General features: G+C 45.6%; 13 protein-coding genes. 11 read left to right on the forward strand and 2 right to left on the reverse strand.

Features of this window, described 5'->3' with window-relative positions:
• Nucleotides 1–101: 101 nt before the first annotated feature.
• The 7 genes from NDJ01_RS11310 to NDJ01_RS11340 all read left to right on the forward strand — a co-directional run bounded on the left by NDJ01_RS11310 (nucleotide 102) and on the right by NDJ01_RS11340 (nucleotide 8,243).
• On the forward strand, nucleotides 102–3,155 hold the full coding sequence (locus NDJ01_RS11310; protein ID WP_258586711.1) for a DNA translocase FtsK 4TM domain-containing protein: 3,054 nt from the start codon (nucleotides 102–104) through the stop codon (nucleotides 3,153–3,155).
• Between the two features lie 74 nt (nucleotides 3,156–3,229).
• A complete protein-coding gene (gene lolA / locus NDJ01_RS11315; protein WP_139060898.1) occupies nucleotides 3,230–3,856 on the forward strand; it encodes an outer membrane lipoprotein chaperone LolA in 627 nt (208 codons plus the stop codon).
• On the forward strand, nucleotides 3,857–5,212 hold the full coding sequence (locus tag NDJ01_RS11320) for a replication-associated recombination protein A (RefSeq protein ID WP_212756466.1): 1,356 nt from the start codon (nucleotides 3,857–3,859) through the stop codon (nucleotides 5,210–5,212).
• 91 nt (nucleotides 5,213–5,303) lie between these two features.
• On the forward strand, nucleotides 5,304–6,611 hold the full coding sequence (serS, locus tag NDJ01_RS11325) for a serine--tRNA ligase (RefSeq protein ID WP_048626210.1): 1,308 nt from the start codon (nucleotides 5,304–5,306) through the stop codon (nucleotides 6,609–6,611).
• A gap of 206 nt (nucleotides 6,612–6,817) precedes the next feature.
• Nucleotides 6,818–7,549 (forward strand): ATPase, encoded by a 732-nt coding sequence (locus tag NDJ01_RS11330; RefSeq protein ID WP_258586712.1) that lies wholly within the window; start codon nucleotides 6,818–6,820, stop codon nucleotides 7,547–7,549.
• Nucleotides 7,543–7,983: a hypothetical protein gene (locus NDJ01_RS11335; RefSeq protein WP_258586713.1), complete on the forward strand. Its 441-nt coding sequence runs from the start codon at nucleotides 7,543–7,545 to the stop codon at nucleotides 7,981–7,983. Before NDJ01_RS11330 ends, NDJ01_RS11335 begins: the two co-directional genes overlap by 7 nt.
• Before the next feature lie 137 nt (nucleotides 7,984–8,120).
• On the forward strand, nucleotides 8,121–8,243 hold the full coding sequence (locus NDJ01_RS11340; RefSeq protein ID WP_256875561.1) for a hypothetical protein: 123 nt from the start codon (nucleotides 8,121–8,123) through the stop codon (nucleotides 8,241–8,243).
• A 35-nt stretch (nucleotides 8,244–8,278) separates the two neighbouring features.
• Here the strand turns inward: NDJ01_RS11340 and bioA are convergent, their stop codons facing one another.
• Nucleotides 8,279–9,559, reverse strand: a complete 1,281-nt coding sequence (gene bioA / locus NDJ01_RS11345; protein ID WP_182016335.1) for an adenosylmethionine--8-amino-7-oxononanoate transaminase — start codon at nucleotides 9,557–9,559, stop codon at nucleotides 8,279–8,281.
• 130 nt (nucleotides 9,560–9,689) lie between these two features.
• Here bioA and bioB point away from each other — a divergent pair, with 130 nt between their 5' ends.
• From bioB to bioD, 4 genes are read left to right on the forward strand one after another with little or no spacing between them, the layout of a single operon-like run.
• Nucleotides 9,690–10,742 (forward strand): biotin synthase BioB, encoded by a 1,053-nt coding sequence (gene bioB / locus NDJ01_RS11350; RefSeq protein ID WP_012841957.1) that lies wholly within the window; start codon nucleotides 9,690–9,692, stop codon nucleotides 10,740–10,742.
• Nucleotides 10,729–11,880 carry an 8-amino-7-oxononanoate synthase gene (gene bioF / locus NDJ01_RS11355; protein WP_258586714.1) on the forward strand — a complete coding sequence of 384 codons (1,152 nt, stop codon included), beginning with the start codon at nucleotides 10,729–10,731 and terminating at the stop codon, nucleotides 11,878–11,880. The genes bioB and bioF overlap by 14 nt, the downstream gene beginning before the upstream one ends.
• On the forward strand, nucleotides 11,880–12,701 hold the full coding sequence (bioC, locus tag NDJ01_RS11360; RefSeq protein WP_005388087.1) for a malonyl-ACP O-methyltransferase BioC: 822 nt from the start codon (nucleotides 11,880–11,882) through the stop codon (nucleotides 12,699–12,701). The genes bioF and bioC overlap by 1 nt, the downstream gene beginning before the upstream one ends.
• On the forward strand, nucleotides 12,698–13,384 hold the full coding sequence (gene bioD, locus NDJ01_RS11365; protein WP_005388086.1) for a dethiobiotin synthase: 687 nt from the start codon (nucleotides 12,698–12,700) through the stop codon (nucleotides 13,382–13,384). Before bioC ends, bioD begins: the two co-directional genes overlap by 4 nt.
• Before the next feature lie 82 nt (nucleotides 13,385–13,466).
• On the opposite strand, the gene NDJ01_RS11370 is transcribed toward bioD, so the two are convergent.
• Nucleotides 13,467–13,670 (reverse strand): hypothetical protein, encoded by a 204-nt coding sequence (locus NDJ01_RS11370; RefSeq protein ID WP_054575128.1) that lies wholly within the window; start codon nucleotides 13,668–13,670, stop codon nucleotides 13,467–13,469.
• Nucleotides 13,671–14,025 lie beyond the last annotated feature (355 nt).

Raw genomic sequence — 14,025 nt, forward strand, 5'->3', positions numbered from 1 at the left:
GGTTTTTCTCTTTGATATGGTTAAATCAATTTACCGAGCGGCTTGATGCCGCTCGGAATGTTTTGCAATTTCCTATTTCATTTCCATATTCAAGTTGATTTATGTTCAAAGAGAACGCAAAGAAAGTCGAAACCATTATCAAAACCAGTGAAGAGCCCCAGTCTTCACGCTTAAATGGCTTCCAACGCTTAAAAGAGTGCTGCTTTATCGTTGGCGTTCTTAGCTCGGTATTGCTTGCGGTTGCACTATTTACCTTCAGTCCGGCCGATCCTTCCTGGTCCCAAACCGCATGGGGAGGGGAGATCGACAATGCAGGTGGCCTTTTCGGCGCTTGGCTTGCGGACACACTATTCTTCACATTTGGCTCTCTCGCTTATCCCATCCCTTTCTTGCTAGCTGCGGCTGCATGGGTGATTTGCCGTAAACGAGGAGAAGATGAGCCAATTGATTTCATGTTATGGGGTACGAGGTTACTCGGCCTTGTCGTCCTTATAATGACTAGCTGTGGTCTAGCCGATATTAATTTTGATGATATTTGGTATTTCTCGTCCGGTGGTGTCGTCGGGGACGTGTTGTCTAGCCTAGCTTTACCTACATTGAATGTACTTGGCACGACATTGGTACTGCTGTTCTTATGGGGAGCGGGTTTTACTCTCTTTACTGGCATCTCATGGCTTAATATTGTGGAGTGGCTTGGTGATCGTGCATTAGCGCTAATTGCGGCGCTTGCAAATAAGATAAGAGGCTCTGAGCAAGAAGTTTTAGAACCTCAGCTAGATGAGTTCGTGGAAGATAAAGTCTCTACGCCTAGACATAACGTAGACCATGACATTGATGATGAACCGCTTCCTCATTTAACGGCGTTCGATGTCGATGAGCCGAAAGAATCGGCGCCTGCGCATGAGTATCCTATTTATATGCCGCAAGCTAAACCTGAGAAACCAGCGGAACAAATGATGGTGGAACCGACGCCACCACAACACAAGGCTACGGTTAATGCTGCGCCAGTTTATGCTCAACCTGATCACCAAACGCAACCTGTCCATGCGGTGAATACTGATAACGTTGATCCGCTTCTGGAGCGTACCAAGCAGCTGAATGTCACGATAGAAGAGCTTGAAGCTGCAGCGCAACAAGCAGATGACTGGGGAACTGAAGAACAGGTAGCCCCATCACTTGCAGACACTTACTCTTCCTATGTAGAGCAACATACAGCTACAGAAGAACCGAACAGTGTTGAACCAGATTATGCGGAGTACGAACAATTTGAAGCAGAGCAAGTACAGCAGCCAAGTATTGAGCATCCTGTGCATGAAGAGCCTGTAATTGATTCCGCTGCGCTAGATAGCATCACGGAGCAAACAGAATCGAGTCAACACATTGAACCTACGATCTCTGATTTTGACGTGTTAGACGATGAAGACGAAGTGGAGTCACAGTCTGTACAACAACTACAGCCAGCTCCAGCAGCACCTCATCAGCAAGTGGCAACACCTTCAACAACATTTGAACCTGCACTTCAAAAAGCGGAGGTTGAAGAGGTTCAAGACGGCGACGAAGATGTAGCGGCATTCCAAGACATGGTTTCTAGTGCGCAAGCCAAAGTAGCAGCGACACAGAACCCATTTTTGGTACAGAAAGAAGAAAGCTTGCCTGTTCCAGAAGAACCACTTCCAACGCTCGAGTTGCTTTACCATCCAGAAAAACGCGAAAACTTTATCGATCGTGATGCTCTAGAGCAGGTCGCTCGATTGGTTGAGAGCAAGCTAGCGGACTACAAAATCAAAGCCGACGTGGTGGGGATTTATCCTGGTCCAGTGATCACTCGTTTTGAGCTTGATTTGGCGCCGGGGGTAAAAGTAAGCCGTATTTCTGGTCTTTCAACTGACTTAGCTCGTGCATTGTCTGCAATGGCTGTACGTGTTGTAGAAGTAATCCCAGGCAAGCCTTACATCGGTTTGGAACTGCCAAACATGAGTCGTCAGACGGTCTATTTATCTGATGTAATCAGTAGTCCTCAGTTTGAGCAAGCAACGTCACCAACAACGGTTGTGTTAGGTCAAGACATTGCGGGTGAAGCTGTTGTGGCTGATCTCGCGAAGATGCCTCACGTGCTAGTAGCAGGTACAACCGGTTCTGGTAAGTCGGTGGGTGTGAACGTGATGATTTTGAGCATGCTGTATAAAGCTGGCCCAGAAGATGTACGCTTCATCATGATTGACCCGAAAATGCTAGAGCTTTCTATTTACGAAGGTATCCCTCATCTTCTTTCTGAAGTTGTGACTGATATGAAAGACGCATCAAACGCTCTACGTTGGTGTGTGGGTGAGATGGAACGTCGTTATAAATTGATGTCGGCATTGGGCGTTCGTAATGTGAAAGGCTTTAACGAGAAGTTGAAGATGGCAGCAGAAGCAGGTCACCCAATTCATGATCCATTCTGGCAAGAAGGCGACAGTATGGATACGGAACCGCCATTGTTAGAAAAACTGCCTTACATCGTTGTTGTTGTCGATGAATTTGCTGACCTGATGATGGTGGTTGGTAAGAAGGTAGAAGAACTGATTGCACGCTTGGCACAAAAGGCGCGTGCGGCAGGTATTCATTTAATTCTTGCGACTCAGCGTCCATCGGTGGATGTTATCACGGGTCTGATTAAAGCGAATATTCCAACTCGTGTTGCGTTTACGGTATCGACTAAAACAGACTCCCGTACGATTCTAGACCAAGGTGGTGCAGAATCACTGCTTGGTATGGGTGATATGTTGTATCTACCGCCGGGCTCAAGTCATACAACTCGTGTCCACGGTGCATTTGCATCAGATGATGATGTTCATGCTGTTGTAAACAACTGGAAAGCGCGTGGTAAACCGAACTACATTGAAGAGATCATCAGCGGAGATCAAAGTCCAGAAAGCTTATTGCCAGGTGAGCAAATGGAAGCGGATGAAGATGTGGATCCACTCTTCGATCAAGTCGTTGAGCACGTAGTTCAGTCACGTCGAGGCTCTGTTTCTGGCGTACAGCGTCGATTTAAGATCGGTTACAACCGTGCCGCCCGTATTGTTGAGCAACTCGAAGCGCAAGGTATCGTGAGTGCACCGGGTCACAACGGTAACCGCGAAGTTTTAGCTCCTGCGCCGCCAAAAGATTAATGAACTTGTTTTACTCACTTCAGTCCAACTGAGGTGAGTAACTTTAGGTCTTTGACCCTCTGATAGGTATCTGAATGAAAAAACGATTTTCAGCGAAACTTTTCTCAGCGCTAGTTTTAAGCGTTTCTTTCTTCTCAGCTGCGAATGCAGCATCTCCAAAAGATGAACTCAATAAACGTCTCGCAATGAACGAGGGTTTCAGTGCCGATTTCTCCCAACAAGTGATCAGCCCTGAAGGTGAAACGGTAATGGAAGGTGAGGGCACGGTTGAAATCGCTCGTCCAAGTTTGTTCCGTTGGAGTACGACTTTCCCAGATGAAAACCTTTTAATATCTGACGGTAAGACGTTGTGGTATTACAGCCCATTCATTGAACAAGTAAGCATTTACTGGCAAGAGCAAGCGACCGAGCAAACACCATTTGTGCTGTTAACTCGCAATAGAGCAAGCGATTGGGATAACTATAAGATTTCTCAGAAAGGTAATGAGTTTACGCTCATTCCAACGGCAATTGACTCTACTCAAGGCCAATTCCAGATTAATATTGATACAAAAGGCGTAGTGAAAGGCTTTAACGTCATTGAGCAAGATGGCCAGAAAGGGCTGTTTACTTTTAGTAATGTTAAGCTTGGTAAACCAAAGGTAGACAGATTTACATTCACAATTCCAGATGGCGTGGAAGTGGATGACCAAAGGAATTAATTGGTAGTGAGTAATTACACGTTAGATTTCTCAGGGGACGAAGATTTTCGTCCCCTTGCTGCTCGTATGAGACCACAAACAATCGAACAGTATATTGGGCAGCAGCATATTTTAGGTCCGGGTAAACCCCTACGCCGAGCGCTAGAGGCCGGACACATTCACTCGATGATTTTGTGGGGACCACCTGGCACAGGTAAAACGACATTAGCGGAAGTGGCAGCAAACTATGCCAACGCCGAAGTTGAGCGTGTATCTGCGGTGACGTCTGGCGTTAAAGAGATCCGGGCTGCGATCGACAAAGCGCGTGAAAACAAAATGGCAGGTCGCCGCACTATCTTATTCGTGGATGAGGTGCATCGCTTTAACAAATCGCAGCAAGATGCGTTTTTACCGCATATTGAAGACGGTACGGTTACGTTTATCGGTGCGACCACAGAGAACCCTTCGTTTGAGTTAAACAACGCATTACTCTCGCGTGCTCGCGTTTACAAGTTGACTTCTCTTGACCAGAGCGAAATATCGCTGGCGCTTGATCAAGCGATTAACGACAAAGAGCGCGGCTTGGGTAATACACCAGCAAATTTCGCCGACAACGTTCTAGATCGCCTAGCAGAGCTAGTTAACGGTGATGCTCGCATGTCTCTCAACTACCTTGAGCTGCTATACGATATGGCAGAAGACAACGCGCAGGGTGAAAAAGAAATCACGCTTAAGTTGCTTGCGGAAGTGGCGGGAGAAAAGGTCTCTCGCTTTGATAACAAAGGTGATATCTGGTACGACTTAATCTCTGCGGTTCACAAATCCATTCGTGGTTCAAATCCAGACGCCGCTTTATATTGGGCTGCACGTATGATCGCCGCAGGTTGTGATCCGCTCTACATCGCTCGCCGATTACTTGCGATAGCATCGGAAGATGTTGGCAATGCGGACCCTAGAGCCATGCAAGTTGCACTCTCCGCGTGGGACTGTTTTACCCGTGTTGGTCCGGCAGAAGGTGAACGTGCGATTGCACAGGCGATCGTTTACTTAGCGTGCGCGCCAAAAAGTAATGCGGTGTACGTGGCATGGAAACAAGCGCTCACAGATGCTCATAACTTACCTGAATATGAAGTGCCTCATCACCTTCGAAATGCACCTACCAGTTTGATGAAAGACATGGGTTATGGAGCAGAGTATCGTTATGCTCACGATGAGCCGGGTGCCTATGCAGCCGGTGAGCAATATTTGCCACCAGAAATGGCGGATCGTAAGTATTATCAGCCAACAAATCGCGGTCTAGAAACCAAAATCGGCGAAAAGTTAGATTACTTGGCTAAATTAGACGCAAATAGCCAACAAAAGCGCTATGAAAAGTAGGCGTTTTTGGATACATTTGTTCAGTAAATTTTTTTAACGCGTACGCTTGGAAAGTGCGCGTGATTTCACAACAAAAAGCATAGGATTAACAATGCTGGATTCTAAATTACTTCGTACAGAGCTGGATGAAACAGCTGCTAAACTGGCGCGTCGTGGCTTTAAGCTAGACGTAGAGACTATTCGTAAACTTGAAGAACAACGTAAGTCCATTCAAGTAGAAGTAGAAAATTTACAATCCACGCGTAACTCCATCTCCAAGCAAATCGGCCAAAAAATGGCAGCTGGCGACAAAGAAGGCGCAGAAGAGATCAAGAAACAAATCGGTACTCTAGGTAGCGATCTTGATGCGAAGAAAGTTGAACTTGAGCAAGTAATGGCTCAACTAGACGAATTCACGCTTTCTGTACCAAACATCCCTGCTGATGAAGTGCCAGATGGTAAAGATGAAAACGACAACGTCGAAATCTCTCGTTGGGGTGAGCCTAAGACTTACGACTTCGAACTAAAAGACCATGTTGACCTAGGTGAAATGGGTGGCGGTCTAGACTTCGCAAGTGCAGTTAAGATCACTGGCGCACGTTTCATCGTGATGAAAGGCCAATTCGCTCGCCTACACCGTGCAATCGCTCAGTTCATGCTAGATCTTCACACTGAAGAGCACGGCTACACAGAAATGTACGTACCTTACCTAGTAAACTCTGACAGCCTATTCGGTACTGGTCAGCTTCCTAAGTTTGGTAAAGATCTTTTCCACACTGAGCCGCTAGTAGAAAAAGTGAACGACGAAGAGCCACGTAAACTGTCTCTAATCCCTACTGCAGAAGTACCTGTAACGAACCTAGTTCGTGACACGATTTCTGACGAAGCGGATCTACCAATTAAGATGACAGCTCACACGCCATGTTTCCGCTCAGAAGCAGGTTCTTACGGTCGTGATACTCGTGGTCTGATTCGTATGCACCAGTTCGACAAAGTTGAGCTAGTACAAATCACTAAGCCAGAAGATTCAATGAATGCGCTAGAAGAGCTAACAGGTCACGCTGAGAAAGTTCTACAACTTCTAGAGCTTCCTTACCGTAAAGTGGTTCTTTGTACAGGTGATATGGGCTTCGGCGCTCGTAAAACTTATGACCTAGAAGTTTGGGTTCCAGCTCAAGAAACTTACCGTGAAATCTCTTCATGTTCTAACATGTGGGACTTCCAAGCTCGTCGTATGCAAGCGCGTTTCCGTCGTAAAGGCGAGAAGAAACCTGAGCTTGTACACACGCTAAACGGTTCTGGTCTAGCTGTAGGTCGTACCATGGTCGCTATCCTAGAAAACAACCAAGAAGCAGACGGTCGCATTGCAATCCCTGCAGTACTTCAGAAGTACATGGGCGGCGCAACGCACATCGGTTAATGCATTAGCCACTAGAACACCAAAACCCAGCCATAGTGCTGGGTTTTTTGTTATCTGCGTCGAGTGAAAATACGTTGTTATGTAATTAGCACACGCAATAGTGAAGAGCTCGCCCAGAATCTAGCAGTACGAGACAAATGATATTTTTCTAAACGGTTTTTCACGTGACAAGCTAATGGCATCATTTGCCCTTGTTGTTAAACGTTATGCCAGTAAATCATCTTTCATTGCTTGTTATTTTTGCGCTTACTTTGCTCGTTAGTAAGAGTGTTATCGCAAGTGAACTTATTCAGCCTCAATACTTAGATAGTGAGCGAACCGATCGCTTTTTCGCGCGCGAAATAGCGCAACCTTCCAAAGAAAATATGCAACTTCGTAACTCACTCGATTGGGGCTATGAACTTGAATTGAAACGTGCATCTGATGAAGAAAAACTAGTATCTAATTGCCAAGACTTAGCTACGGCATACTCTTCGGGCTTTACTGCGGCAAAAGCCTATGAATACGGCGCGTTTAAAGCATATTTAACTCAGTGCCAAACATGGAGTGAGATGGCAAAGTTAGCTGCCTCTAAGCGCTCATTTATATCAGACTTTAAGTTAGACGATACCTTTCCTAAATTTGCGCCAAGTGCACTTGCTTTTGTTATTTCTGACGAAAGTGCAGAGAAAGCAAAGACACTATCAACGTGGGATGAAGCAGACCATATCCAAAGAACTCAGGTCATCAGTGAAGTCAGAGCAGAGTATTACGATTCGACTGATGGCTTTCAGGTTATTACCGTTACCGCAAAAGGTGATTACAACGCTGACGGCATCGAGGATATCGTTATTGAGAAAGAGAATAGTATACTCAGTGGCTCGTATTCATCTTCACACGGATATGTATTAACCCGTATGTCTGAACAAGCGCTATTTACAGTGTTGGCTGAATGGTAATGAAACGATTGGCGGTCACTTTGGGTTTAAGTGTTGCGATGATGAGCACGTTTGCTGTTGCTAACACCTCGCCCAGAAAAGTCTTTGAATGCTCAGTGAACCAAACTATGAACTTTAGTATTTTTATAGAGCAAGGCAAAGGTGGGATTATCTTTGATGAGTCCATTGAGAATCAAAGCTCTGTTTTACAGCGGATAAAACCTCAAGATTATCGTGTTGAACATTATCATCGAGCGTTGGTAGATGAGAAGTCACTGGAATTTAGTATTGGTGAGCGCGTCATATTAGTCAGTGAGTACTTTAGTGAGGAGTTTAATGAGGCTGAGAAGATACTCAGTGTTACTTTGAGAGAGCCTGAGCAAACGCAGTATTTTGAATGTGAGGAAGGGAATATGAGTAACCTTGCATTGCTTTTCCATGAGAGTGCCGAATAATCGATTACAGAGTGATTATTACCAAATCGTAATAGTGTTTTCGAGTTTACCCTAATTATTTTGTTATTTGTAAGCGATGTAATCATCCACCTTACCACGGTAAGTAGATTTTCTCATTCAAGTAACGAGGAGGGCTTGTGGCCGTAGGGTGGGCAAACGACGATAGCGTCAGCCAACAAATTCAACATATCATCGACGAGCGAGTAAAGACAGTCAACTTCGATAGCTTTGCTTTTCTCGTAAATAAAGAGACGGTTTGAGTCTCATACTCAAACCGTTTTCATGTTCAATTGAACTATGAAGCGAAGCAGTCTTTACGTTGTAACGCAGCATCAATCGCATTCACTAACTTTTCAATATCTTCTGGCTTGCTGATGAACGGCGGCATCATATAAATCAGTTTGCCAAATGGACGAATCCACACTCCGTGTTCAACAAACAAGGCTTGGATGGTTTCCATATTCACAGGGCGATACGTCTCCACTACGCCAATGGCACCTAACCAACGGGTGTTTTTTACCAACTCGTGTTCTTCAAGTTTTGGCAGTAACTCAGAAAACAACGCTTCGATTTGTTGGGTTTGCTGTTGCCAGTTACCTTGCTCAATCAATTCCAAACTAGCAGTGGCAACAGCACAGGCAAGTGGGTTACCCATAAAGGTTGGGCCGTGCATAAAACACCCAGCATCACCACCACAAACGGTGTCTGCTACGTGTTTGCTCGCCAGGGTTGCTGAGAGGGTCATGTAGCCTCCGGTGAGTGCTTTACCGACACAAAGAATGTCTGGTTGAATATCTGCATGTTCGCAGGCAAACAATTTGCCAGTGCGTCCAAAACCAGTAGCGATCTCATCTGCAATCAATAACAAACCGTATTTGTCGCAAAGTCTACGCACGCCTTTGAGAAATTCTGGATGGTAGATGCGCATGCCGCCTGCGCCTTGAACGATAGGTTCTAGGATCACCGCAGCAAGTTCTTGGTGGTGCGTTTCAATCTTGTGCTCGAAGTCGGTAAGGTCCTCTGGCTTCCATTCATCCCAATAACCACAAGTTGGTGACTCCGCAAAGATATGCTCAGGCAAAAAGCCTTTGTAGAGAGAGTGCATTGAGTTGTCAGGATCGGTAACCGACATGGCCGCAAAGGTGTCGCCGTGATAACCGTGTCGCAAAGTAAGAAATTTCGGTCGGCGTTCGCCTTTTGCATGCCAATATTGCAGTGCCATTTTTAAGCTGACTTCTACGGCAACGGAGCCTGAATCGGCAAGGAATACATGTTCAAGATTACTTGGTGCTAGGGACAGTAGCTTCTTACACAAACTGATTGCTGGCTGGTGGGTAATCCCGCCAAACATCACGTGAGAGACCTGATCGATTTGCTGGTGAGCGGCTTGATTTAAGTGCGGATGGTTATAGCCGTGGATCGTCGACCACCAAGAAGACATGCCATCGACCAGCTCAGTACCGTCTTCCAATTTAATGTGAACACCATTTGCCGATGCCACTGGGTAGCAGGTCAGAGGTGTCAATGTCGAAGTATAAGGATGCCAGATATGCTGGCGGTCGAAGGCGAGATCCATGTGCGATTCCAATAATAATAAAGATTAAAAAATAAACAGATGTAAACTTTGTTATTTTGTGTTGTGTTGACAGTTTATCGAGACTCAGTAGACTGTCAACACAACAACAAAAGTGACTAAAGGAATACACGTGGAAGTTCGTCATAACTGGACGCATGCTGAAGTGCGCGATCTCATGGAAAAACCATTCATGGATCTCCTATTCGAAGCGCAGCTTGTACATCGTCAATATCAACAAACCAACCATGTTCAAGTAAGCACGCTTCTGTCGATTAAGACAGGTGCTTGTCCAGAAGATTGTAAGTACTGTCCTCAGAGTGCTCGTTACACCACAGACATCGAAAAAGAGCGTCTGATGGAAGTAGAACGCGTACTCGATGCTGCGCAAAAAGCCAAAAATGCTGGTTCTACTCGATTCTGTATGGGCGCAGCATGGAAAAACCCGAAAGAGCGTGACATGCCGCATTTGACCGACATGATCAAAGGCGTGAAGGGCATGGGTTTAGAAACGTGTATGACATTAGGTATGCTGACGCCAGACCAAGCAAAGCAATTGGCAACCGCAGGTCTGGATTACTACAACCACAACCTAGATACTTCTCCTGAATTTTACGGCAACATCATTACCACACGTACTTACCAAGACCGTTTAGATACTTTGTCTCATGTTCGTGATGCTGGCATGAAGATCTGTTCCGGTGGCATCATCGGCATGGGTGAAAGTGCTAACGACCGAGCAGGTTTGTTGGTTGAATTGGCTAACTTGCCGGTACACCCTGAAAGCGTTCCAATCAACATGCTCGTGAAGGTAAAGGGGACACCACTGGAAGAAGTGGATGATGTTGAGCCTTTCGATTTCATTCGCCTGATTGCGATTGCACGAATCATGATGCCTCAATCAGCCGTTCGTTTATCCGCTGGCCGTGAAAACATGAACGAACAAATGCAAGCGCTGTGTTTTATGGCGGGTGCAAACTCCGTTTTCTATGGTTGCAAACTTCTGACCACGCCAAACCCTTCTGAAGACAAAGACATGATGCTGTTCGACAAGCTCGGCATTAACAGTCAAGAGGTGTCTCAAAAACCTGATGAAATTGAAGAAAACGAGTTGCTGGACCGCGTTGTAGAGCGCGTGGCTGCTCGTCCAACAAAAGACGACCTTTTCTACGATGCCAGCGTTTAAATCTCGTATCGAGTCCGCCCTTGCCGATCGTAAAGCGCAGGGGCTGAATCGTTCGATGAATGTGGTGTTTTCCGGCAACCAATCGATTTTGGAATACGAAGGCAGACGCTACATCAACTTCTCAAGTAATGATTATTTAGGCTTGGCCAATGACCAAGCGCTTGTTCGTGCTTGGCAGCAAGGCTTGAGTGTATACGGCAGCGGTAGCGGCGCGTCTCCAATGGTCACAGGTTTTAGTGCAGCGCACAGCAATTTAGAAGCGGCGCTAAACGAATGGCTGGGTTACGAAAGGGCAGTCCTGTTTGGCTCTGGATTCAGTGCCAATCAAGCTTTGTTATTCACCTTGCTAGAAAAATCAGACGTACTCATTCAAGACCGTTTGAACCATGCCTCGTTGATGGAAGCGGGGGCGTTGTCACCAGCTAAAATGAAGCGCTTCAAACATAACGATATCGAGCACCTTTCATCACTAATAAGCGCTGAAGGTAATAATCTTGTGGTTACAGAAGGGGTGTTCAGCATGGACGGTGACTGTGCCCCACTTGCTGATATCGCTGACGTCACCAGTAATCATGATGCATGGCTTGCTGTAGACGACGCTCATGGTATCGGTGTTCTAGGGGAATCTGGCGGTGGCTCATGTGAATTAGCGGCGGTTAAGCCTGAGATACTGATCGTTACTTTCGGTAAAGCGTTTGGTATGTCTGGCGCGGCTATTTTATGTGACCACGCAACGGGGGACTTTTTAACTCAGTTTGCTCGTCACCATGTGTATTCCACGGCGATACCACCAGCACAAGCGTATGCGTTGACTCATGCAGTCTCGATGGTTCAAGAGCAGTCTTGGCGACGTGAAAAGCTCTCTGAGCTTAGTGAAGTGTATCGAGATAGTCTTAGCGACCTTGAGGGGTTTGTTGAGACTCAAACTTCGATTAAGCCCTTTTTGATTGGTGAATCTGAATTGGCTTTGCGAGTAGCAGGTGCTTGTCGCCAAAACGGTATTTGGGTTACCGCTATTCGACCACCGACGGTGCCTAAAGGGACGTCTCGTCTTCGAATCACACTCACTGCCAATCACACCAACGAACAAGTTAAAACGCTTTCAATGGCATTGAAGCAAGCATTAGGAGCGCTGTAATGGATAATGCAACTACCGCATTAGCGCAAACGCTCGCGTTAGAGAGTTTCCATCAAGATAAAGACGCGATTGCCTCTTCGTTTGGTAAAGCAGCAGAAACGTACGACAAACACGCGGCTTTTCAACGTGATGTCGGGCATCAGCTGCTTGATAAACTTCCTGAAAACTTGACGGGAAAACGTGTATTGGATTTAGGTTGTGGCACGGGTTATTTCTCCCAACTACTTCAACAACGTGGTGCGGAAGTAGTCTGTGGCGATATCTCTCAAGCCATGTTAGATAAAGCAGAGCAGCGTTGTGGTGCAGTACGAATGCATTACCAAGTTGCTGATGCTGAAAACTTACCATTTGACGATGATAGCTTCGATTACGTGTTTTCAAGTTTAGCGCTGCAATGGTGTACAGATTTAAGTTACCCACTAAAAGAAGTGCGCCGCGTGCTAAAAAATGGTGGGAAAGCGTGGTTCTCTACACTGGTTGATGGATCACTGTATGAGCTGCGTGCATCATGGGAAAAAATTGATGCATATCAACACGTCAATAACTTTCTAACGCTCAATCAGGTAAAAATTGCGTTAGCGCAATCTCGATGTGACAGCCATCAACTAGACTTGACCACCATCACAGTTTGGTACGACTCTGCATTTTCAGTTATGCGTGACCTCAAAGGTATAGGTGCAAATCACGTAAGCGGGCGCTCACACGGTTTAACTAGTCGCGAGACTTTGTTAAAAGTTGAGCATGCGTACCAAGCGTTTAAAAACGATCAAGGTCTTCTACCTGCAAGTTATCAGGTTTGTTTTGGAGTAATACATCTATGATTGATGCTTTTTTTATTGCTGGTACGGATACTGATGTTGGAAAGACGGTAGCGTCTAAAGCCATTTTGCAAGCGATCGCAGCAAAAGGACTAAACACTATTGGTTATAAGCCAGTGGCAGCAGGGAGTGACAAGACTGAAGCGGGATGGCGCAACTCTGATGCTTTACACTTACAAGACGTCGCAACACTCGATGTGGCCTATGATGATGTGAACCCATACGCTTTAGAGTTGCCTGCTTCTCCCCACATTGCAGCGAAGCATGAACATGTCGAAATAAGTTACGATGTTCTGAGTCAAAAACTGGCTCAACATAAGCAGCAAGCCGATGTTGTTCTCGTTGAAGGTGCTGGAGGCTGGCGTGTGCCAGTATCCGATACGGACTGTTTATCTACATGGGTAAAAGAAGAGCAGTTACCTGTTGTACTGGTGGTTGGCATTAAATTAGGCTGTTTGAGCCACGCTTTACTCACAGCGGAGAGTATTAAAGCGGATGGTTTGAATCTTGTTGGCTGGGTGGCAAACCGCGTCAACCCAGGCACAGAGCACTACGCTGACATTATCGAGATGCTAGAAGCACGTATCGATGCACCTAAGCTTGGGGAAATTCCATATATTCCAAGTGCTAAACGCAAAGAGCTAGGCAAGTACATTAATGTAGAGCCGTTGCTAAACACTGACTAATGGTGTTTAGGATAAAAGACCAAAAAACCCAAAGGGCTGCGCAATGCAGCCCTTTCTTGTTGGTGTAACCTAAAAAGTCAGATTACTTATCTTGGCTGAGCCCCATCAATGCTTGTTGTGTTTCTGCAACACGCTGAGACATATGATGATCGGTTGAAATACCAAGTTGTTGCTTTGCCTCGTCCTCTGAGATGCCTAGGTGACAACGTAGTAAATCAATAGCCATTTGATAGTCGTTAGTTTCTACCATGGTTTTTCCCTCAATACATGGAGTTTTTGAGCTCACCCAATGCACTTTTTGCAATGTACTTAGAGTGGCTCTGTTTTGTTCATCTCATTCGAATTTAGCATGTCCATGTAGCCGCACAATAAGACCAAAGTCTATAGCAGAGCTAACGTACTGTTTTTGGTCAATTAAAAAATTTCTAGCTAAGTTGCTAAGAGGTGATAGATTTAACATCAAGGTCATCCATTGATAGATGAGGTGCGATTCAAAGTACTTTTCATTACGGAAAGGAATGAATATGAATGGAAGTAATGGCTTTTATCAGCACGTGCCTAGAAATCGCTTGAACATAATCTTTCAGTCTCGAAAACAAATGTTGCAATTTATTGCTTAACCTTGTTTTTATCGCGGATAG

The sequence above is a fragment of the Vibrio sp. HS-50-1 genome (assembly GCF_024747315.1).
Lineage (GTDB): Bacteria > Pseudomonadota > Gammaproteobacteria > Enterobacterales > Vibrionaceae > Vibrio > Vibrio diabolicus.